Below are 20,668 nucleotides of genomic sequence, written 5' to 3' on the forward strand. Positions count from 1 at the left end.
CCGAACCCCTCTTCAAGGAGTATCAGCCATGTCCACGAATCATCCAACAACTAGTCGCTCACGCGCCGCCGTGCAGGTCGCCGCACTGGTGGTCGGCGTGGTGTTCCTGCTGGTCGGCATCCTGGGTTTCATCCCGGGAGTAACCACGAACTACGATGCCCTCTCCGGCGCCGGCCACCATTCGGAGGCGAAGCTGCTGGGCATCTTCCAGGTCTCCTACCTGCACAACGCGGTCCACCTGCTGTTCGGCATCGCCGGCCTGGTGATGGCCCGCAGCATCGGGGCGGCCAAGGGCTACCTGATCGGCGGCGGCATCATCTACCTGCTGCTGTGGATCTACGGTCTGATCATTGACTTTGACAGCACCGCCAACTTCATTCCGCTCAACGACGCGGACAACTGGCTGCACCTGGTGCTGGGCGTGGGCATGGTGGCCCTGGGCCTGGTGCTCTCGCGCGGCCAGCACCGCATCGAATACCACTAGCCGGCCGCCCAAAAGGCGCTAACCGGTCATGGCAGTGCCCGGGGAACTCATCATTCCCCGGGCACTGCCATGTTCCCCCAGTGTTCGCAGCTGCTGGCGGGACTTGCCGCCTGGGCTGGCGGGGTGGCCGCTAGGCCGTGCGCGGCGGGAACTTGCGGTATTTGCGCACGTGGTTGACGGCGTTCAGCAGCAGGTAGAGCTTGCGCCGCGGGTTCTTCTCGGCCCGGTACTTCAGCGGATTGGAGACCTTGCCGGCCTTTAGCAGCGCGGCGGCCTTCCGGCCGGTCGGGGTGTCCAGGTAGCGGCGCAGCAGGGCGTGGGGCAACACCGTGAACAGGCGCTCCTCCCGCAGCTGGGCCATCCCGTCCTGAAGCACCACCGCCGGTTGCCGGCGCACGTCGAAAGCGTCGTACTGGGGGCCGAGGAACTCATTGACATAGAACCGGGCCGGGTTGATGCCCGCGGCGGTGAGGTAGAAGTGGTTGCGGCCCAGTCGCGGGTTGATCTCAAAGAACTTGACCTGCCCGTCACGGTGGTCGTATTTCGCGTCGATCATCGCCACCCCGTGCCAGCCAATCTCCCGCAGCATCCGGGCCCCGGCCTCGGCGACCTCACGGTGCCGTCCGGTGACAATCGCCGCCGAGTTGCCCAGCACCAGCGGGGCGTGCTCCTCGATCACCACTTCCCCGTACCCGGCAAAGACGACCTCGGTGCCCGAATCCGACTCAGCGGCGAAGTAGGTGCACAGGCGCATGGCGTCATCCCCGCCGGGAATGTACTCCTGCAGGATGTAGCCCGAGTCGTAGCCGCTGGCGTCGATGCGCGAGAGCAGGTCGGTGAGCTGCTGGAAGTCCTTGAGCGTGTGGATCTTCTGCTTGCCGGCGAACTTCGCGGCAATCCAGTCCCCGGAACTGGAGGGCTTGCCGATCAAAGGGAAGTTCAGGCCCTCCACCACGGTGGCCACCGCGTTGCCCGGACGGTAGACCCGGGTGCGCGGGTGCGGCACGCCGAGCCGTTCGGCCAGTGCATAGAAGTTCTCCTTCAGCGCCGCCTGTTCAATGACCTCAAGTTCCGGATACGGGATCACGTAGTGGGCCGAGAGCCCCTCGCGGTGCCGGGCGATCAGCATGACGTGGTAGTCCAGGGAGCCGAAGAGCAGCAGCGGCCGTTCGCCCTCGCCGGCCAGTTCCTCCGCGAGCTTGCGCAGCGCATGGACCACCCGGGCCTCATCCGCCATGGAGCCGATGGGACGCAGCTCGATGGCCACCGAATGCTCAATGACCCCGTTGCCGGCGGCGGGCATGACCACCGAACGCACCCCGTAGGCCTCATGGAATTCCCGGGCCAGGGTGTAGGTGCCGATGTCCCCGCCAAGGATGACCGGGACGAAGGGCTGGGCGGGGTCAATCGAGGTGGATGGGTTGGCCATAATCTCTGCTTCCTTGCCTACTTCTTCGCGCGCCAGGTCATGTACTTGTCAAAGGCCCAGGCCAGCGGCTTGATCAGCGCCAGGTCCCATTCCCCGGTGGTCTGGATGATGTCACAGCCGGTGTTGGTCTTGAACTTGGTCAACCCCGCCAGGTGGTGGCCGGCCTCCAGGGTGGGGCTCACCCCGCCCTGGTCCAGGTAGCGGCTGCCGGCGGCGATGGAGTCGGCGATCATGCGTTCCATGATGGCCTTGGGGGCAAAGAGCTTGCGCTGTTCGGAGGACGAGGCGCCATAGATGTACCAGGACAGGTTGGCGGAGCGGATCACGATGGAGGCGGCCAGGTCGGTGCCCTCGTGGCTGGCCAGATACAGCGTGCAGGAGCCGGGCACCGCCCGGTTCAGCGCCAGGTACATGTTCTTGAAGTAGGACAGTGGACGGCCGGTGAACTCGTTGCGGTCCGCGGTATGCCGGTACAGGGCATGGAAGCGGTCCATGTCCTCCAGCCCGCCAACCTCCACCTCCAGCGGCCCGCGCAGGGCCTTGCGGGCCTCGTTGCGGGTGGTGGAGGAGTATTTGGCGCGCACCCCGTCCGCGTCCAGCGGCTGGTCCTGCTCATCATGCAGGTCGATGCGGGCCACGTATTCGGGTTGCCCGGCAGCGAAGTCCATGCCGGTGTCCTGCTTGGCGAAGCCCATGGCCTGCAGCTCGTTGAGAACCGCATCGGCGGTGGCGCAGGTGTGCTTGGGCTTCAGGTCCGCCAGCGCGTGCATGCCCTCCTTGCCCAGCGCCTTGCGCACGGCGCCCGGCGCCCAGGAACGCACCATCAGCCCGGGGCCCAGCCGCAGCTGGAAGGCCCCGTGGGCCTTGAGGTAGTCCACCAGCGGGGACAGCACCTGGCGCGGGGCGTAGGTGGAAAAGTCGATGACCGGGCCATCTGGAATGTAGGCCAGGGTCCTGCGCACCACCGGCAGCCCGCGGTGCAGCACCAGCGCGGCGCCCACCAGCTCATCCGCGGCGAACCAGCCCAGGGACTCGCCCCGCCATTCGCCCTTCACCTGGGCCCATTCGGGCCGCTGCAGGAAGCTGACCTGGCTGGTGCGCTCCAGGAAGGCGGTGTGTTCGGCGGTGGAAATCGGGCGCAGATGAAGATCTATCGTGCTCACACGCCCCAGCTTACCGTGCACGCACCGCGATTCCCGGCAGCCCGGCGCCGCCCAGAACGCCGGGTAGGCCACACCGTTTCCGGGCATCGGGGGTGAACGCCGGCCCGGGTTTGCACCTGCGGTTAGCGGCGCAGGTTCGGCACGAAGCGGGCCAGCGGGCCCAGGAAGTTATCCAGTTCGGCCGAGCGGATCATGCGCAGCAGCAGCAGGTAGACCACCAGCATCACCACGCCCACCACGGCCAGGGTCAGGAACGAGGCCGGGATGGAGGACCAGGCAAAGCCCCAGCTGTAGCCGCCCATGATGCCCAGCGCCACGGCGCCGACCACCCCGGAGACCACGGCCATCGCCCCGATGCGGATATAGGTGTCCAGCACGTGCACTATCCCGTAGTCCCCATAGCGGCGCACCAGCAGGAAGTGGGCGATGATGGCCGAGATGATGTTGGTGACCCCGTAGATCAGGGCCACCGCAGCGGTGATCTGCACGGCCGGCAGCGTCACGGTGGCGGTGAAGGCCAGCGCCACGCCCAGGGCGGCGATGATGCTTTGGATGATCATCGGGGTCTTGGTGTCCTCGTCGGCGAAGAACACGCGCAGCATGAAGAAGTGCGCGGACTTGAACGGCAGGCCCAGCGCGGTCAGCAGCAGCAGCTGGCCGATGGCCGCGCCCTGCAGCATCGCGGTGGAGGAGCTACCGGCGAACAGCCGGCCCAGCGGGCCGGCCAGCACGATGAAGGCGACGGTGGCGAACACCACCGGCACCGCGGAGGTGCGCAGCCCCTTGGACAGCAGCGGCCCGATCTCCTCGGTGCGCTGCTCCTGGAAGGACTTGGTGAACTCGTTGAAGTAGATGGTGGCCAGGGCCAGCACGAACACCGAATGCGGCAGCACGGTGATCAGCTGGGTGGTGTTCAACGCGTATTCGCCGGGCACCGAGGCGCCCCCGTTGGGCATGGCCAGGCGCGCCGGGGTGGCGGCGGAGACGAAGCGGGAGTTGACCAGCGAGGCGATGTTGCCCACCGTCATCGAGCCCAACGTCCAGATCGCGATCTTGCCCACGTGGCGCAGGCCCATGCCGCGCCAGGCGAAGTCCGGGCGCAGCTTCAGGCCCAGGTTGCGCAGCGGCCAGAACAGCACCACCGCCTGCAGCGCGATGCCCAGGGTGGAGCCGCCGGCCAGCAGCACGGTCTTGGCCGCGCTCCAGTTCTCCAGCTGGTTCGCATCCCCGCCGTACGCGCCGAACAGGGCGATGAAGGCACCGATCACCCCGATCTGCACCACGTTGTTCACCACCGGGGCCCACATGAACGCCGCAAAGCGCCCGTGCGCGTTGAGCACCTGGCCCACCACAGCGTAGACCCCGTAGAAGAAGATCTGCGGCAGGCACCAGAAGGCGAACGTGGTGCCCAGGGCCAGCATGGCCGGGGTCCACCCCAGGGTGAGCACCTTGATCAGCGGCCCGGCCATCAGGGTGAGCAGCACTGTTGCGGCGCCGACCACCACGATGGTCAGGGTCAGCAGCTTGGAGGTGTAGGAGCGCCCGTTGTCGCTGTTCTTCGAGGCCTTGATCAGCTGCGGCACCAGCACCACGTTGAAGATGCCGCCGGCCAGCAGCATGAAGATGATGGTGGGGATGACGTTGGCTTTTTCGAAGATGTCGGCCATGGTGGTCGACGAGCCGATCGCCACCGCCAGCAACGCGGTGCGCAGGAACCCGAGCACGCGCGAGACGATGGTCCCGGAGGTCATCAGCGCATAGACCTTCGAGGAGTGCTCCCGCTTCACGCTGGCGGCAGGGGGCACCGCCTCCTGGGGGGCCTGCGTGGCCACCGCCTCGGTCTGCGGGTCCTCGATCCGGGTGTTCTCGGATCGGCTCTTGGATACCTGGGACATATTCTGGAAAGCTTCACCCTATTGTTTCGGCGCACGCCCGGCCCGGTCCCGTCCCGGCTGCCCGCGGCAGCCCCGGTGAGGGCCGCACCCGTGCAGCGGGCCCTGTTAAAGGAATCCCGCACCGCCGCCGGGGACCTGCCGGTCCCCGCTGCGCCTGTGGCACCGGCCGGTTGCCCGGTCGGCGGCCGCCGGGCACGCCGGCGACAAACACTCATTGTAACGATCCCCGCTGGTCGTCAAAGCGGAAAAACCTAGGCCACGTGCTTACCGGACCTCAGGTTGCGATCCACACCACACGAATTCCACTTGATACCCCATACCCCCTAGGGGTATAGTCTTGATCATGGAACACGAAGCACAGAGCCATGATGCCCACGAGGGCCATGGCTACACCAGCGACAAGGCCGCGGTGCTGCGTCGCCTGAAGCGCATCGAGGGACAGGTGCGCGGGGTGGCGAAGATGGTCGATGACGAAAAGTACTGCATCGACATCCTCACCCAGATCTCGGCCATCAACGCGGCCATGCACAAGGTCAGCGTCCAGCTGATCGAGGAGCACATCGGACACTGCGTGGTCTCCGCGGCCAACCAGTCCCGGGACACCGGCAACCCGGACATCGTCGTGGACAAGGTCACCGAAGCCAGCGCGGCCATCTCCCGGCTGCTGCGCTAGAAAAACCACGGACCGCCGGCAAACCACCGGCGACCAGCGGGCTCGGGGAGAACCCCGCCCCGCCGCACACCAGCGCCCCCGTGGGCGCACAACCATCACACAGGAGAACAATCATGGGAACCCAGAACGGATGCGGCTGCGGCTGCTCGGGCGAGTCGGCAAACAAGACCAATGAGGGCCTGAAGATCACCAGCCGCCCCGACGGGCAGGCCGAAGCGGTCCGCACCCAGGTGCAGATCAACGGCATGACCTGCGGGCACTGCGTGGCCTCCGTGACCGAGGAGCTGGAAGAGCTCTCCTCGGTATCCGGCGTGGACGTCCAGCTGGTCGCCAACGGCACCTCCACCGCCACCATCACCTCTGCCGCCGCCCTGGACGATGCCGCCATCCGCTCGGCCATCGACGAAGCGGGCTACGACGTGGTAGCAATCAGCCGCTAATTGCCCCAGCAGCAGGCGGCACACCTCTCCAACACCAAGGGATTGATGATGTCCACCCAAACCGAACAGAACCTGCCAACCGCGGGTGAGCGCACCGTTGACCTGGACATCCAGGGCATGACCTGTGCCTCCTGCGTGAACCGGGTTGAGCGCAAGCTCGGCAAGCTGCCCGGGGTCACCGCCTCGGTCAACCTGCCGCTGGAAAACGCGAAGGTCACCGTCCCGGCGGACATCAGCGACGAGAAGCTGATTGAAACCGTCAAGGCCGCCGGCTACCAGGCCAGCGTGCGCCAACCCCAGAACCCCACCCAACGCACCGTTGACCTGGACATCCAGGGCATGACGTGCGCCTCCTGCGTGAACCGGGTGGAGCGCAAGCTCGGCAAGCTGCCCGGGGTCACCGCCTCGGTGAACCTGCCGCTGGAAAACGCGAAGGTCACCGTCCCGGCGGACATCAGCGATGAGATGCTGATCGAGACCGTCAAGGCCGCCGGCTACGAGGCCAGCGTGCGCCAACCCGAGCACGGGCACCAGAGCGCCGCGCCGGAGGAACCGGCTGGGACCAAGCCCACCGAGCACGGCAACCTGCGCAACCGGGTGATCTTCTCCCTGATCTTCACCATCCCGCTGTTCGTGATCTCCATGATCCCCGGCGCCCAGTTCCCGCATTGGGGCTGGGTGGCGTTCGCGCTGTCCACCCCGGTGGTGTTCTACGGCGCCTGGCCGTTCCACAAGGCCGCGGCCATCAACGCGCGGCACCTGACCAGCACCATGGACACCCTGGTCTCCCTGGGTGTGCTGGCCGCCTACTTCTTCTCGGTCTTTGAACTCTTCCGTGACCCGATGATGACCGCCCATACCGGCGGCGGGATGCACGAGCACACCCTGTACTTTGAGACCGCTGGCGTGGTGGCGACCTTCCTGCTGATCGGCCGCCACCTGGAGGCCCGCGCCAAGAACCGCGCCTCGGATGCCCTGAAGACCCTGCTGGACCTGGGGGCCAAGGAGGCGGTGGTGCTGCGCGATGGCGTGGAACACCGCATCCCGGCGAACCAGCTGCAGATCGGGGACCAGTTCGTGGTCCGCCCGGGCGAGAAGATCGCCACCGACGGCAAGGTCATTGACGGGGCCAGCGCCGTGGACACCTCCCTGCTGACCGGTGAATCGGTGCCGCAGAAGGTGGCGGCCGGGGATGAGGTCACCGGCGCCACCATCAACACCTCCGGACGCCTGGTCATCGAGGCCACCCGCATCGGCGCGGACACCACCCTGGCCCAGATGGGCCGCCTGGTCTCCGAGGCCCAGTCCGGCAAGGCGCCCATCGCCCGTCTGGCCGACCGGATCTCCGCGGTCTTCGTCCCGATCGTGCTGGGCATCGCGGTGCTCACCTTCCTGGCCTGGTGGCTGTTCAGCGGCGACGTGCTGGCCGCCTTCACCGCCGCGGTGGCGGTGCTGGTCATCGCCTGCCCGTGCGCGCTGGGCCTGGCCACCCCGATCGGCCTGCTGGTCGGCACCGGGCGCGGCGCACAGCTGGGCATCCTGATCCGCGGCCCGGAAGTGCTGGAGGACACCCGCAAGCTGAACACCATCGTGCTGGACAAGACCGGCACCGTGACCACCGGGGTGATGACCTACCTGGGCACCACCGCGGTGGAGGGGGTCAACCCGGACCGGGCGCTGGCCGTCGCGGCCGCCGTGGAACACCACTCCGAGCACCCGATCGCCCAGGCCATCGCCACGGCCGGGGCCGAGCTGGGAGCGCTGGCCGAGGTCAGCGGCTTCGATTCGGATCCCGGCGGCGGGGTGAAGGGCATCATCGACGGGCACAAGATCGTGGTCGGACGCTACAGCTGGCTGGAGTCCGAAGGCACGGTGCTGGATGAGGCGGCCATGCAGATGCTGCACTCGGCCGAGGAGGCCGGGGCCACCGCCATCCTGGTCTCGGTGGATGACAAGTTCACCGCGGTGATCTCCGTGGCCGACAAGATCAAGGATTCCTCCGCCGAGGCCATCCGCGCCCTGCAGCAGCGCGGGCTGCGCGTCATGCTGCTGACCGGTGACAACCAGCAGGTCGCCACGAAGGTGGCCGGCAGCGTCGGCATTCAGCCGCAGGACGTGTTCGCCGGGGTCTTCCCGGCCGACAAGGCCAAGGCCATCGAGCAGCTGCAGTCCGAGGGCCAGGTCGTGGCCATGGTGGGCGACGGGGTAAACGACGCCCCGGCACTGGCCCAGGCGGACCTGGGCATCGCCATGGGCTCGGGCACCGACGTGGCCATCGAGGCCGCGGACATCACCCTGATGGGCAATGACCTGCACCAGGTCAACGACGCGATCGCGCTGTCCGAAAAGACGCTGTCAACGATCAAGACGAACCTGTTCTGGGCCTTTGCCTACAACACCGCCGGCATCCCGGTGGCGGCCCTGGGACTGCTCAGCCCAATGATCGCCGGTGCGGCCATGGCGGCCAGCTCGGTGCTGGTGGTGCTGAACTCGTTGCGGCTGCGCCGCTTCGGCAAGAAGTAGCCACCGGGCGCTGAACCCAACACCACAAGCCACGGTGTGGCTGCTCCCCCTTGCGGGACGGCAGCCACACCGTGGCTTTATGCGTTAATCCCCGGCACGGGCACTGGCCTGGAGCACGCGAAGGCATGGCAGCCGGTCTAGGCCCGACCCTGCCCGCCGGAACCGGCGACCAGCCGCTCGCCCTAGTCGTTGGGGCGGGACGATGCGCGGCGCTGCAGCACGAGCATGCGCCAGGCTCCCAGCGCCCCAAGGACCAGAAACACCGCCGCAGCGATCATGGACACCCGCGTGGCATCGGCAAACCCGGCCGCCAGCGCGTCCACGGCCGGGTTCGACTGCCCGGCGCCCTGGGCGCGCAACTGGCTGATTGTTGTGCCGGCCGACTGCCGGGTCGCCTCGGCCAATTCACCGGCCTTCGCTCCCGCCACCCCGGCACCGGCCAGGCTGGAAGGCAACGTGAGCGCCAGGCTCGCGGCCAGCACGGCCCCGGAAATCGCGGTTCCCAGCGCCGAACCGACCTGGCGCACCGTGCTTTGGGTTGCCGAACCCTGGCCCGAGATCTCCACCGGCACCCCGGAGAGCACGGTTCCGGTCAGCTGGGCCGAGGCCAGGCCAAGACCCAGCCCATACAACACCAAGGGCGCCGCAACAGCCAGCGGCGGGACGCCCGCGGAGAGCACCACGGCCAGGATCAGGACGCCAAGGGTTTCCATGCCCAGGCCCAGCAGCACTGTCCCGGCCGCGGAAATCCTGGCGGCCAGGTGACGGGCCAGAGCCCCGGAAATGAACGCGCCCACCGCCATGGCCACCAGCACCAACCCGGAGGACAGCACGGAGAGCCCCAGGGCATTGACCAAAAACAGCGGCAAGACGAACAACAGCGCGAACTCACCAATCGCCACGCTTGCGGCGGTCAGGTTTCCCCAGGAGAACGTGGGGACGGTAAACAGCTGCAGTTCCAGCAGGGCCGAGCGGCGCACCCGTGCCCGGTGCCGTTCCCAGAAGATGAACAGCACAATGGCCGCTGCCGCAATCAGCAGGGCAACCGGGACAATGGATATCGCGGCATCCGCGGGCCAGATGAAGGGGCCCACGCGCAGCTCGGACTTCGGCTTCCACCAGCCGGTCTCGGGTCCTTCGATAATGGCGAACACCAGGGCACCCATCCCCAGCGCACTGAGCAAGGCGCCGTCCACATCCACGCCGCGGGCCGGCTTTCCACCCTTGGTTTCCGGGACGAAGACCAGCGCCAGCACCAGCAGCACCGCGCCCAGGGGCAGGTTCACCAGAAAGATCCAGTGCCAAGAGGCATATTGCGTCAACAGGCCGCCGGCCAGGGGCCCCACGGCGGCGGCGCCGGAAATCACCGCACCCCAGATGCCAAACGCGGCGGCGCGCTGCTTGCCCTGAAACATGGCATTCACCGTGGACAGCGTGGCCGGCATGATGCAGGCAGCGCCCACCGCCTGGGCCGCGCGGGCCGCAATCAGGGGTCCCGCCGCCCCGGCCCCCGCGGCCAGAAGAGAGCCAAGCGCAAAGAGCAGCAGTCCACTGACGAAGAGCTTCTTGCGGCCCCACCGGTCGGCCAGGCTTCCGGCGGACAGCAGCAGGGCGGCCAGCACTACCGCGTAAAGACTGTTGACCCATTGAGCATCGCCCAGGTCCAGACCGATATCGGCAATGATCTGCGGCAGGGCGACCCCGACAATGGTCCCGTCAAGGACCACAAGCCCCAGTCCGGCGGCCAGAATAGCCAAGGCTCCCCACGGGTGTGATGCCTGCGGGGAGCCCTGAGGGTTCATGGTGTCCGAAGTAGCCACCGATGCGTTCCTTTCGATACCCAAGTTTCAAGGTCGTGGTGCTGCTGCACCGCACTATCGACTCTAGGTGGACGAAAAGTTGCTGCCATCAACCAAATGGTTGATCGGTTGCCGTCGTCAAATCCAGCTCACGAATAATTCGGCGCCCGCCTGTGCCTTTCAGCGCCAGGCGGGCCGGTCTGTTCCGGTTCAGTGCTACGAAAGCGGGGTCTTCTCCATCTGGACGGCCTGCTCCTTCTCGAACGGTAGCAGCCCGGTGATTGCCGTGGCACACCGCTCACCGATCAGCACCGAGGGGGCGTTGGTGTTGCCGGTGGTCACCTGCGGCATGACCGATGCATCCGCGATGCGCAACCCCTGAACCCCATGAACCCGAAGGCTTTGAGGGTCCACCACCGCCGTTGGCCCAATGCCCATGGCGCAGGTGCCCACCTGATGATGGTAGGTCGTCGTGGTGCGACGAATGTACTCGATGAGTTCCTCTTCGCTTTGCACCTCGCGCCCCGGATGCACTTCCACAGCTCCGTGTTGCCTCAGCGCCGGCTGCGCGGCAATGTCGCGGCATTGCTTGAGGGAATAGAGCATCGCCTGCAGATCGTCCTCCTGCGCGTAGGCGGCCAGATCGATGTTCACCCCATCCCCCGGGGCCGGGCCAGCCAGCGTCAGGGTGCCACGTGATTTGGGTCGGACGAGTCCGGCCAGCAGTGAAAAGCCCGTCTCCGGTCCTTCCATTAGCGGCTCAGCCGAGTTGGTGTACATCGGCAGGCTAAAGAAGATCGGCTGAGTATCGGCCACTGGCAGGTCGGGGATGGACTTTGCGAAGAAATGCACTTGTGCCGCTGCGACTTCCGGCATCGGCAGAGGGTCTTGTGTTGTGCAGACGACGGGGACGAGTAGATGGTCGTGGAGGTTCTTACCCACGGCGGGGATGTCCTTGATTACCGCAAGGCCCAGCTCCTCCAGGTGCTCCCGGGGGCCGAGACCGGAGCGCAGCATGAGCTCCGGCGATCCGATGGCTCCGGCAGTTAAGATCACTTCATCTGCTTCCACGGTGAAAATCTCTCCGTCGCGGCTGAATTCCGCTCCGGTGACGTTCAGCCCTTCCAAGAGGAGACGACGTGCCGTGGCCTCGGTAATCAGGGTGAGATCTTCGTGATCCGCGATGGGCTTGAGGTAGGCGCGCCAGGTGTTGAAGCGGACACCGTCACGAACATTCAATTGCATCCATCCGGCACCTTCCACGGAGCCGGAATTGTAGTCCGGATTCGCGGGGACGCCCGCCTGCAGGGTGGCATCGTACATGGCCTGCTGAATTGGATGCCGGGGATAGTCGTAAGTGACATCCAAAGGCCCCTGGGTGCCATGGACCTGTGGGTCGCCTCCTCCGCCGTCCTCGGCGTGAAAGTTCTCGATGGCCTTGTAAAAGGGGAGAACATCGTCCCATGACCACCCCTGGCAACCTTGCTCCGCCCAGGTGTCGAAGTCCCAGCGATCCCCGCGAACCCAAATGGTGGCGTTCAGCGCGTGGGAACCGCCCATCACCTTGCCTCGCGGCACGTGCACGCGTCGATCGTTCAGTTGCGGCTGAGGCGTGGTGAAGTAGTTCCAGTCCTCAGCACCGCCCCACAGCATACCCAACCGTGAGACGTCGTCAATGTCGGCGTTGGTGTCCTGTCCCCCGGCTTCGACGAGGGTGACCTTGTTGCCGGCATCCAGTAAGCGGCGAGTGAGGACAACTCCAGCCGACCCGGCGCCAATGACCAAATAATGTGATTGCACACTTCCTCCTGGAATTCCCGTATTCTCGTGGGATTACCCTATGCGGAGTAAGCCATCTCACACTTGGCAACGCATGCAGGCTTCTTGGCATCCGATGCAGACCTGTCCCGGCAGCAATTGGTCGGCGCGGCTAATGGCCGACCGGCTGACGCAGCTCATCCACGCGCACCAGCACGACCCCGCCGACGATCAGCAGACCACCGAAGAGCTGGATCAGCCCGGGTAACTCTCCAAGCAACAGCCACGCCCACAACACCGCAAAGAGCACTTCGGTCAGTGAAATGAAACTGGCGACCTTGGATCCCAGGGCACGGGCGGCCATGATCCCCGTGACATAGGCGATGACCGTAGACAGGATGATCATTCCGCCCAGGGCGACCCACCATTGCGTCTGCAGACCAGCCAGGTTCACCTCAGTGAACGTCACCTCCATGGGCAGGATGCCGAACAACCCGATCAGGGCCATCATCAGCGAACCGACCAGCAAACCACCGGCGGACAGCATAATCGGCGGCAGCGCGCCGTTGACCCGGGCGCTGACAAAGAAGTAGACGGTCAGGCCAATGGCTGCGCCGATTCCCCACATCACCCCGATGGGATCAATGCTCGTGGTTCCGGCAATATCCAGCACGGCCATGAGCCCCACCAGTGCGACCAGGGTGCCGGCGATGGTGGGAATGCGCGGACGCTTCTGGTGCCTGATCCACAGCACCAGCACAATGAAGACCGGCGCCAGGTATTCGAGCATCAGCGCCACCCCGACATCCAACCGCTGCACGGCCAGGAAGTAGCACAGCTGGCAGGCGGCCACCCCGAACAACCCAAAGAGCAGGATCGGCGCCCAGTTCGTGCGCAGCAGCGTCCAGCGCCCCCGCATCGCGATGATTGCGGGGATGGCCAGCACCAGCGCAGCACCGGCCATTCGCCAGGTTACCGCCGCGGCCGGAGACCATCCGGCCTCCATCAGGGCCTTTGCGAAGGAACCGGATAGGCCGAAGACCGCGGAGGACAGCAGCGCGATCCACACTCCGAGCATGTTCCCGGTTTTGCGGGGCTTGGAAGCAACATGCGGAAGGGCCTCGGGGGCTGAAGATGTCTCGGGCATGGGTGCTGGCTTTCGGAACGGGCTCCCGGTTCCCGCGCGCCCCTCAGAGCACGACCCGCGCACGGGAGTCAGGAGTCATTGAATGTATGATCATGACAATACGATTCTGCCGAAATGCTCGTCAATCCATGACGACTTACAGGAGTCACAATGACCTTTGCACCTGACACACAGGCTTCGCTGCGTACCGTGGTCAACCTGCTGAACACCAACTCCGGACTGGTGGACAAGCTCGAAACCGTCGGGGACCTGGACTACTTCCTGGATACCGAACGCTTCACCGGGGCCCGGGCGAACAACCTGGCCGAGCTGCGTTCCATCCGCCAGCTGCGCTCCCAGTTGCACGACATCTGGACCGCGGATGAGGACAACGCGGTGCGCCGGGTCAATGCCATCCTGCGCAACGCGCAGGCCCTGCCCCAGTTGATCAAGCATGACGAGTGGGACTACCACCTGCACGCCACCACCCAAAGCGCCCCGCTCTATGACCGCATGGCTGTGGAGGCCGCCATGGCCGTTGCCGAGGTGATCCGCTCCAAGGGGCTTGAGCGCCTGCGCATCTGCGCTTCACCGGACTGCCGGGCGGCGCTGGTCGACCTCTCCCGCAACCGGTCGAAGCTGTACTGCGACACCGGCAACTGCGCCAACCGCGAGCATGTCCGGGCCTACCGGGCACGTAAGGCCAGGCGCGCCTGAGGTTTTCACGCACGGGATAATTCCCGTGCCGGTACTCGCCGCAAAACTGCGGCACCTTTAGGATGAAACCACGAACAGACTTGATCTGCAGATCCACTTCCCGGTGTGCAGGACCTGGCACCGGAAAGTACGTCGGAGGGATGGACCATGAACGAGCACCACGCGTCTGAGGACTATGAAGCACGACTGGAACGCACCGATGATTCGCCCTTGAAGGCCGCAGCCCGCTGGACGGCGGCAGTGGCTTCGGCGGTCCTGGGCGATGCGGAGTTTGAACCCTCCGGTTCCAGCGTGGTGGTCTACTCGCGCACCGATGATTCCCGGGTCCTGACCCTGCCCACCTCGAACCTGGAAGAAGCCGAGCGGCTAATTGCCCTGGTGCGCCGGGATCTGGGGGAACTGAGCCCGGAGGACTTCCTCTCCGAATGGGGTCCGGCCGACGAGCCGGAGGAGTAGGCGCCGGCCCGCCGCGGGCGGCGGCAAGCCGAAACCCGGCCGATGACAATGGTGGGCCGCCCCTTGCTCAAGGGGCGGCCCACCATTGTTTATGGCTCTGCGGGTGTTTCCGGCGCCTAATCAGTCCTTCTCGTGCGGGCGATCCGAGGCGCGGTTCACGCCGGATCCCTTGCCGAGGGTCGGGTCGTTTTCCTTCGACGCCATGGTGAGCACCGAGATCACCAGCAGGCTGGCGATGAAGGCGATGCCAAAGCAGATCAGCCCGACATCGATGCGCAGGTCGTTCTCGGAGCCGCCGGTCACGCTGATCATCCCGACAAAGGCGGCAACGATTCCCAGCACCAGCGAAAAGACCAGTGGAGCCTTGATCGACTGACTCCATGGTTGCTTCTTGGGTGAATTATTTGACACCAGGATCTCCATTTCTATTTCCTCGTGTTGCCATCAAGTCTAGTCAGTTTCGGCCGCAGGGTTTTTGCGGGAGTCATGCAGGTGCCCAAAGGCCGCGATCAGTTCAAAGACGGCAAAGACCACAGCGCTGCCGCCAATCATCCCCAGTACCCCATGGGTGTCCAGCTGTCCGGCGAAGGCCAGAGCCACACCGACCCCAGCGGCCACCGCGCCGCTGATCAGCTGGTTGCGGAACGGCGGGAACTCATGACGGTACTTGGCGAACACGACGATTTCCGAGACGCCACCGACCAGCAGGCCGACCGCAGCCATGTAGGCGACCATGGCCGGGGTGGAGGCGAACAGCGTGGTGATGCCGGCCAGCAGCATGATGCCGGCACCAAAAGCATAGGGGGCCCGCGCCTTGGCCGGAACGGTGGCTACGGAGGCGTACTGCCACATGAACACGCCGGTAAGCACCAGCAGGCCGGCGGTGGAATAGGACAGGACCTTTAGGTCGGCGCCGATCCAGAAGATGGAAATCAGCGCGTAGGCGGCGGCAGTCAGGCCGCGCAGCAGTACGGGCCGGAAAACTTCTTGGGCTTGGGTTGCAGTGGATTTTGGTGCAGGCACACGCCTATTCTACGCGGTATAGAAGACCCTGACACCTGAGCCTGGGCTGGGTGACCGGCGGCACATTTAACAACGCCGGTCACCGCGATGACCCGCTAGCGGTTCAGTGCCGGACTGGCCGTACGCCCGGCGCGCACCCGGATGAGCTCGGGGGTCAGTTCCCGGATGGATCCGGCTCCCATCAGCTGCATGTTGACCTCGACTTCCTTGGCCAGCAGCTCGATGGCTCTTTCGACCCCCTGCTGTCCGCCGGCCATCAGCCCGTACAGGTAGGCCCGGCCGATAAGCACGAAGTCGGCGCCGGCGCACAGGGAGGCGACGATGTCCGCCCCGGACATGATGCCCGAGTCGAGGATGATTTCCATCTCCAGACCCACCTCCTGACGCACCTGCCCCAGCGCCTCGAACGCGATCGGGGCGCGGTCCAGCTGCCGCCCTCCGTGGTTGGAGACCACCAGTCCGTCCGCCCCGGCGGCCACCGACTTGCGGGCATCCTCCACGGTGAGCACCCCCTTGACGAACAACTTGCCCGGCCACAGGTCGCGGATCCAGCGCAGGTCATCGAAGTCCAGCGAGGAGTCGAACATGGAGTTGATGATGGTGGGCAGATCAGAGGAGGTATTGGACAGTGAGGCAAACTTCAGCGAATCGGTGGTCAGGAAGTTGAACCACCATTCGGGCCGGTAGGAGGCATCCAGCACCGTCTTCAGGCTCAGCTCCGGCGGGATCTTCATCCCGTTGCGCACATCGCGCAGCCGCTGGCCGGCCACCGGGGTGTCCACCGTGACCAACAGGGTGTCAAAGCCGGCCAGCGCGGCCCGTTCCACCAGGGCCCGGGACTTCTCGCGGTCCTTCCACAGGTAGAGCTGGAACCACTTGCGGGCGTTTGGGGCGGCGCTGGCCACTTCCTCAATGGAGCGGGTGCCCATGGTGGACAGGCTGAAGGGGATCCCGGCCTTCTCCGCGGCCCGGGAACCGCCGATCTCACCCTCGGACTGCATGAAGCGGGTGAAGCCGGTCGGTGCGATCCCAAAGGGCAGTGCCGAATTCCCGCCGGCGATCGTGGTGGACAGATCCGAGTGCGCGGTGCCGTGCAGGATGCGCGGCAGCAGCTCCACCGAGTCAAAGACCTCCCGCGCCCGGTCCGCGGTGATTTCCCGGCCGGCGGCGCCGTCCACGTAGTCGAAGGCCGCGGCCGGGGTGCGGCGCTTGGCGATCTTGCGCAGGTCCCACAGGTCGGCGGCCTTCGCCAGCCGGGCCTGGCGGCGGTGCAGGGTGGGCAGGGAGAACTTCATCAGTGCGGCCAATTCCTTGACATCAGGTATTTGGCGCTGCAGGTTCGACACTGCGGGTTCCTTTCATTGACAACAAATCTGGTTCTGGGGGCCCGGCTCGCCCCGGCGTTCATCTATGCCCGGCGGGTGGCCCTGGTTCCAAGGAAAATCGCCACGGCAGAGCTCAGGCAGCACAGGGCCAGGAACCCGGCGGGCAGGGTAATCGCCCCGCCGCCCAGCTCCAGCAGGGTGGCGGCAATCAGCGGTGACATGCCGGCGACCAGCGCTCCGTTGAGTTCCCGGGCAATCGCGATCCCGGTGAAGCGCACCTGGACCGGGAACAGTTCGGTGAGAAACGCGCCCTGCGCCCCACTGGTGCAGGGGATGACCAGCGCATAGCCCAGGGCAATGGCCAGCATGCCCAGCGTGAACTGGCCGGTGGCCAGCAGCCAGAAGATGGGGAAGGCCAGCAGCAGGCCGCTGATGTTCCCGGCCGCCAGGGTGCGCGAAGTTCCCCAACGGTCGGCCAGCCGGCCACCGACCGGGGTGAGCACCACCGAGACCAGGGAACCGACTGTCACGGCCAGCAGGGCATGGCTGCGTTCCATGCCCGAACCGACCATCAGGCTGATGGAGAACACGGCCAGGATGTAGTTCACGGCGTTGTGCCCGGTGATGGCGAAGAACCCGAGCAGCACTTCGCGCCAATGCCCGGAGAAGACCTTCAGCACCGGGAGCTTGCCGGTGCTGCCGTGCTCTTGCGCCCGTTGCATGGCCCGCGCGTATTCGGGGGTCTCCTCCAGCCGGTTGCGGATGTACAGTGCCAGCAGGAACAGCACCGCGGAGATCAGGAAGGGGATTCGCCAGGCCCAGCCAAGCAGGGCGGCGTCCCCGAGGGCTGCCACGGCAAAGAAGCTCACGGTGGCCAAGGCGATGCCCAGCGGCGGGGTGGCCAGCACCAGTGAGGTGTACCAGCCGCGCTTCTTCGGTTCCACGTATTCGGCGACCAGTGTCATGGCACCGGTCAGTTCGGCTCCGGCCCCGAAGCCCTGGATGAGGCGGAAGAGCACCAGCAGGGCCACCGCCCACACCCCCCAGGAATCGGCCGTGGGCAGCAGGCCAATGCCGACGGTGGCAATGCCCATCAGGATCACCGAGAGCAACATGGCCGGACGCCGCCCGAACTTGTCCCCCAGGTGTCCAATGATGACCCCGCCGAAGGGGCGGGCCACGAAGCCCACCGCGAAGGTGGCGAAAGCGGCCAGCGCCTCACCGGTGGAACCGGCGGCCGCGAAGAACAGCGGACCGATCACCACCGAGGCCGCCGCCCCATACAACGCGTAGTCGTACCATTCGATGGCGGTGCCCAGCACGGAGGCGAAGATCGCCCGACGGCGCTGCTGCGCATGGTGCTGCTGGGCGGGGCCAACGCCAACGCTTGTGTCCTGCGGTGCCATGATGCGCTCCATTGGAAGGTGGGGAAGGTATCCGCCGATGACAGATACCTGAAATATCTTTCAGGTCAGACTAAGGTGTAGCTAGGGTCACAGTAAAGACCCGAGGACAAAGATTACGCGCCAGATACTGGCGGGAGCCGGGATGGGAGATGAGATGGCCACCTCGCTCACCGAGAAGCTCACCGCCGAACTGCGTGAGCGGATCCTGTACGGGGTGATTGCCCCGGGAACCATGGTGGTCGAGCCGCGCCTGGCCGAGGAATTCAAGGTGTCCAAGACCCCGGTGCGCGAATCCCTGCGCCAGCTGACCAGCGAGGGACTGCTGCAGATCCTGCCCAAGAAGGGGTACCTGGTCCGCGGGGTGACCCTCAATGACGTGTACGAGACCCTGGACATGCGGATGCTGCTCGAGCCCTTTACCGCCGCCGGTGCCGCGCGGCATGCCACCGCGCCGTTCATTGCGGCCCTGCGCAGCCAGCTTGACGAGCAGTCCCGGCTCGCGGCGGAGGATCCGATCGGCTCGATGCGCTGCGCCCAGCAGTTCCACCGGCAGCTGGCCGAGGGGGGACGCAATTCGCGTATTGCCGCCGCGCTGGAGCGCTGCTTCCATGACACCGCCCGTGCCCATTACGTGCTGCCCGGAATGCAGGCCTATATGTCCACTGCCCGAGAAATCCAGGAACATGAGGCCATCGTGCAGGCGATCGAAGCCGGTGAGGCCAAGGCGGCCCAGCAGGCGATGGCCGAACACCTCAAATCGATCCGCAACGCCATGCTCGACCAGTTCGAAACCGACGACATCTGGAGCTAGCGCCACTGGATTTGGCCTTGCCGACCAGCAGGAATCCGCTCTTTGCTACTTGGTCTGCGCGGCGCGCAGGACCTCGGCGCGGTTGCTTCCGGATTCGGCATCGATTTCCCGCAATGCGGGGACCGCATGGCGCGGGATGAGCACCGCGAAGGCCACGAAGGCGCAGAAGATGACCAGCACCGTGGCCATCCACGCGTTCCATCCCAGGCTGTCGGCCACGTGCGGTGCGAAGAGCACCGAGGTGAGGATGAACAGGTTCTTGACCACGTCGTTGAAGCCGAAGGCAAAGCCGTGGCCCTCCGGATGGATTTCCTCAATGGCCTCGGAGAAGCTGGCCATCCACGGGGAGAACACCGCGCCCAGTGAGCCGCCGATGAGCACGAACAATCCCATGACCAGGATGCCCGGGGTGCTGGGCCAGGTGAACATCACGGTGACCAGGGTTGCCAGCAGCGCGGCGGCCGTCAGTCCACCGCCAATGACCATGCCGCGGCGCACCCGCAACCGGTCCGAAAGCCGGGCGAAGAACAGCGAGGCGCCCAGGTTCGCCACCCAGAAGCCCATGGCGACCACCGAAGCCATGCGCACGCTGAAGCCAAAGAATTCCACGAGCATCAGCTGCGCGTAGGCGTTCATGGTGGCCAGGAAGAAGTAGAGGCAGGAGATGGCCAGGACGTGGGTCCAGAAGGCCCGGCTGGTCAGCAGGCTACTGCGTGACCCGGCGCCCCCGGACAGGGATTCACGCGCCGCCCCTTCGGTGTCCCGGATCTGTCGGCGCACGTCCGGGTGCAGGTCGCGAAGGATCAGCGCGATGATGATGGCCCCGAGCAGCGCCACCCCGGCCATCAGGTAGATCTGCGCCCGCCACGAGTAGTCGAACAGCTGCAGCGTCAGCGCGGCAATCGCGGCGGCAAAGAAGTTGGCCCCCACCGGCCCCCAGGTCCAGAAGGCGTAGGCCTGGGCGCGTCCGGTGCGCGGGGTGAAGTCGCGGATCAACGGCGCGGTGCCGGCCATGGCGATGCCCTCGACGAAGTTCATCGAGATGCGCGCCGCCGTGAAGTGCAAGACATCCGGGGCCATGGCCATGTACAGGCAGGAGGCCGCCGAGATGAAGGCGAAGGGGATCAACACCCTTACCCGCCCAATGCGGTCCACCATTTCCCCGCCAAGATACCCGGCCAGTGCGCCGGCGAGCAGGGAGACGGCGGTAATCGAGCCGTAGAACGCCGGGGTCATTCCCAGGTCCTTGAGCAGCAGCGGCAGCACCGGTGCCAGCTGGCCCTCGAAAGCGGAGATGAACACGGCCAGCACCACCACGCCCAGATAGACCCGGCGCCGTGCTCCGGTCGGGTATTCAAGCAAATAGCGGCGCGAGCGCATGTCGGGGCACCTTCCACTGAAAGAAGTTAGACAGAACGTCTAAGATTGATCTACCCCAAGTTACGTGACGTGAACCAGCTCACGCAAGGTCTTGCGCGGAAAAACTTTTCCGTGACGCGCAGCGGGCGCCGCAGCGGCAGTATGACGATTTCTTCGCCCCGCTGGGCGCGGCTCACCGCGGGCCCCGCTGGAGCACACCCCGCCGGGGCGGGGACTGCGAAAACGTGCCCACGAGGCAAAAAAGCCTGCCCCGCACGAAG

18 protein-coding genes are annotated in these 20,668 nt (G+C 65.9%); 7 read left to right on the forward strand and 11 right to left on the reverse strand.

Going from position 1 to position 20,668, the window contains the following annotated elements; all coding sequences use genetic code 11:
- The first annotated feature begins 28 nt into the window (after window positions 1–28).
- Window positions 29–484 (forward strand): DUF4383 domain-containing protein, encoded by a 456-nt coding sequence (locus tag AC6I21_RS14130; RefSeq protein ID WP_138175560.1) that lies wholly within the window; start codon window positions 29–31, stop codon window positions 482–484.
- Window positions 485–614: 130 nt separating this feature from the next.
- Here AC6I21_RS14130 and AC6I21_RS14135 read toward each other — a convergent pair whose 3' ends face one another.
- The 3 genes from AC6I21_RS14135 to murJ all read right to left on the reverse strand — a co-directional run bounded on the left by AC6I21_RS14135 (window position 615) and on the right by murJ (window position 4,971).
- Window positions 615–1,913 carry a carboxylate--amine ligase gene (locus AC6I21_RS14135; protein ID WP_497762678.1) on the reverse strand — a complete coding sequence of 433 codons (1,299 nt, stop codon included), beginning with the start codon at window positions 1,911–1,913 and terminating at the stop codon, window positions 615–617.
- A 17-nt stretch (window positions 1,914–1,930) separates the two neighbouring features.
- Window positions 1,931–3,076: a lipid II:glycine glycyltransferase FemX gene (locus tag AC6I21_RS14140; RefSeq protein WP_497762679.1), complete on the reverse strand. Its 1,146-nt coding sequence runs from the start codon at window positions 3,074–3,076 to the stop codon at window positions 1,931–1,933.
- 122 nt (window positions 3,077–3,198) lie between these two features.
- On the reverse strand, window positions 3,199–4,971 hold the full coding sequence (gene murJ / locus AC6I21_RS14145; protein ID WP_497762680.1) for a murein biosynthesis integral membrane protein MurJ: 1,773 nt from the start codon (window positions 4,969–4,971) through the stop codon (window positions 3,199–3,201).
- Window positions 4,972–5,314: 343 nt separating this feature from the next.
- Here murJ and AC6I21_RS14150 point away from each other — a divergent pair, with 343 nt between their 5' ends.
- The 3 genes from AC6I21_RS14150 to AC6I21_RS14160 all read left to right on the forward strand — a co-directional run bounded on the left by AC6I21_RS14150 (window position 5,315) and on the right by AC6I21_RS14160 (window position 8,607).
- Window positions 5,315–5,644, forward strand: a complete 330-nt coding sequence (locus AC6I21_RS14150) for a metal-sensitive transcriptional regulator (RefSeq protein ID WP_138175554.1) — start codon at window positions 5,315–5,317, stop codon at window positions 5,642–5,644.
- Between the two features lie 113 nt (window positions 5,645–5,757).
- Window positions 5,758–6,084, forward strand: a complete 327-nt coding sequence (locus AC6I21_RS14155; protein WP_497762681.1) for a heavy-metal-associated domain-containing protein — start codon at window positions 5,758–5,760, stop codon at window positions 6,082–6,084.
- Window positions 6,085–6,132: 48 nt separating this feature from the next.
- Window positions 6,133–8,607 (forward strand): heavy metal translocating P-type ATPase, encoded by a 2,475-nt coding sequence (locus AC6I21_RS14160; RefSeq protein WP_497763430.1) that lies wholly within the window; start codon window positions 6,133–6,135, stop codon window positions 8,605–8,607.
- A gap of 182 nt (window positions 8,608–8,789) precedes the next feature.
- Here AC6I21_RS14160 and AC6I21_RS14165 read toward each other — a convergent pair whose 3' ends face one another.
- The 3 genes from AC6I21_RS14165 to AC6I21_RS14175 all read right to left on the reverse strand — a co-directional run bounded on the left by AC6I21_RS14165 (window position 8,790) and on the right by AC6I21_RS14175 (window position 13,242).
- Window positions 8,790–10,409, reverse strand: a complete 1,620-nt coding sequence (locus AC6I21_RS14165) for an MFS transporter (protein ID WP_497763431.1) — start codon at window positions 10,407–10,409, stop codon at window positions 8,790–8,792.
- 213 nt (window positions 10,410–10,622) lie between these two features.
- A complete protein-coding gene (locus tag AC6I21_RS14170; protein ID WP_343832611.1) occupies window positions 10,623–12,206 on the reverse strand; it encodes a GMC family oxidoreductase in 1,584 nt (527 codons plus the stop codon).
- 130 nt (window positions 12,207–12,336) lie between these two features.
- Complete coding sequence (locus AC6I21_RS14175; RefSeq protein WP_497762682.1) at window positions 12,337–13,242, reverse strand: EamA family transporter; 906 nt, start codon at window positions 13,240–13,242, stop codon at window positions 12,337–12,339.
- A gap of 219 nt (window positions 13,243–13,461) precedes the next feature.
- On the opposite strand from AC6I21_RS14175, the gene AC6I21_RS14180 reads away from it, so the two are divergent.
- The gene (locus tag AC6I21_RS14180) at window positions 13,462–14,007 is read left to right on the forward strand and encodes a CGNR zinc finger domain-containing protein (RefSeq protein WP_054821190.1); all 546 of its coding nucleotides are present in this window, start codon (window positions 13,462–13,464) and stop codon (window positions 14,005–14,007) included.
- Between the two features lie 147 nt (window positions 14,008–14,154).
- Window positions 14,155–14,463 carry a hypothetical protein gene (locus tag AC6I21_RS14185; protein WP_054821189.1) on the forward strand — a complete coding sequence of 103 codons (309 nt, stop codon included), beginning with the start codon at window positions 14,155–14,157 and terminating at the stop codon, window positions 14,461–14,463.
- A gap of 120 nt (window positions 14,464–14,583) precedes the next feature.
- On the opposite strand, the gene AC6I21_RS14190 is transcribed toward AC6I21_RS14185, so the two are convergent.
- The 4 genes from AC6I21_RS14190 to AC6I21_RS14205 form a co-directional block, all read right to left on the reverse strand.
- Window positions 14,584–14,886 (reverse strand): hypothetical protein, encoded by a 303-nt coding sequence (locus AC6I21_RS14190; protein ID WP_246049608.1) that lies wholly within the window; start codon window positions 14,884–14,886, stop codon window positions 14,584–14,586.
- Between the two features lie 27 nt (window positions 14,887–14,913).
- The gene (locus tag AC6I21_RS14195; protein ID WP_421014351.1) at window positions 14,914–15,486 is read right to left on the reverse strand and encodes a DUF308 domain-containing protein; all 573 of its coding nucleotides are present in this window, start codon (window positions 15,484–15,486) and stop codon (window positions 14,914–14,916) included.
- A gap of 95 nt (window positions 15,487–15,581) precedes the next feature.
- Window positions 15,582–16,823, reverse strand: a complete 1,242-nt coding sequence (locus AC6I21_RS14200; protein ID WP_497763432.1) for an alpha-hydroxy acid oxidase — start codon at window positions 16,821–16,823, stop codon at window positions 15,582–15,584.
- A gap of 71 nt (window positions 16,824–16,894) precedes the next feature.
- Window positions 16,895–18,217, reverse strand: coding sequence for an MFS transporter (locus tag AC6I21_RS14205; RefSeq protein WP_497762683.1), 1,323 nt, complete (start codon window positions 18,215–18,217; stop codon window positions 16,895–16,897).
- A gap of 142 nt (window positions 18,218–18,359) precedes the next feature.
- Here AC6I21_RS14205 and AC6I21_RS14210 point away from each other — a divergent pair, with 142 nt between their 5' ends.
- The gene (locus AC6I21_RS14210) at window positions 18,360–19,028 is read left to right on the forward strand and encodes a GntR family transcriptional regulator (RefSeq protein WP_497762684.1); all 669 of its coding nucleotides are present in this window, start codon (window positions 18,360–18,362) and stop codon (window positions 19,026–19,028) included.
- Between the two features lie 45 nt (window positions 19,029–19,073).
- Here the strand turns inward: AC6I21_RS14210 and AC6I21_RS14215 are convergent, their stop codons facing one another.
- Window positions 19,074–20,408 (reverse strand): MFS transporter, encoded by a 1,335-nt coding sequence (locus AC6I21_RS14215; protein WP_138926913.1) that lies wholly within the window; start codon window positions 20,406–20,408, stop codon window positions 19,074–19,076.
- Between the last annotated feature and the right edge of the window lie 260 nt (window positions 20,409–20,668).

The sequence above is a fragment of the Glutamicibacter sp. St.4D3 genome (genome assembly GCF_059728615.1).

Coding starts and splice junctions, on each gene's coding strand:
- AC6I21_RS14130 (WP_138175560.1), top strand. CDS start 29: ATGTCCACGAATCATCCAACAACTAGTCGCTCACGCGCCGCCGTGCAG.
- AC6I21_RS14135 (WP_497762678.1), bottom strand. CDS start 1,913: ATGGCCAACCCATCCACCTCGATTGACCCCGCCCAGCCCTTCGTCCCG.
- murJ (WP_497762680.1), bottom strand. CDS start 4,971: ATGTCCCAGGTATCCAAGAGCCGATCCGAGAACACCCGGATCGAGGAC.
- AC6I21_RS14150 (WP_138175554.1), top strand. CDS start 5,315: ATGGAACACGAAGCACAGAGCCATGATGCCCACGAGGGCCATGGCTAC.
- AC6I21_RS14155 (WP_497762681.1), top strand. CDS start 5,758: ATGGGAACCCAGAACGGATGCGGCTGCGGCTGCTCGGGCGAGTCGGCA.
- AC6I21_RS14160 (WP_497763430.1), top strand. CDS start 6,133: ATGTCCACCCAAACCGAACAGAACCTGCCAACCGCGGGTGAGCGCACC.
- AC6I21_RS14165 (WP_497763431.1), bottom strand. CDS start 10,409: ATGAACCCTCAGGGCTCCCCGCAGGCATCACACCCGTGGGGAGCCTTG.
- AC6I21_RS14175 (WP_497762682.1), bottom strand. CDS start 13,242: ATGCTCGGAGTGTGGATCGCGCTGCTGTCCTCCGCGGTCTTCGGCCTA.
- AC6I21_RS14180 (WP_054821190.1), top strand. CDS start 13,462: ATGACCTTTGCACCTGACACACAGGCTTCGCTGCGTACCGTGGTCAAC.
- AC6I21_RS14185 (WP_054821189.1), top strand. CDS start 14,155: ATGAACGAGCACCACGCGTCTGAGGACTATGAAGCACGACTGGAACGC.
- AC6I21_RS14190 (WP_246049608.1), bottom strand. CDS start 14,886: ATGGAGATCCTGGTGTCAAATAATTCACCCAAGAAGCAACCATGGAGT.
- AC6I21_RS14205 (WP_497762683.1), bottom strand. CDS start 18,217: ATGGCACCGCAGGACACAAGCGTTGGCGTTGGCCCCGCCCAGCAGCAC.
- AC6I21_RS14210 (WP_497762684.1), top strand. CDS start 18,360: ATGGGAGATGAGATGGCCACCTCGCTCACCGAGAAGCTCACCGCCGAA.
- AC6I21_RS14215 (WP_138926913.1), bottom strand. CDS start 20,408: ATGCGCTCGCGCCGCTATTTGCTTGAATACCCGACCGGAGCACGGCGC.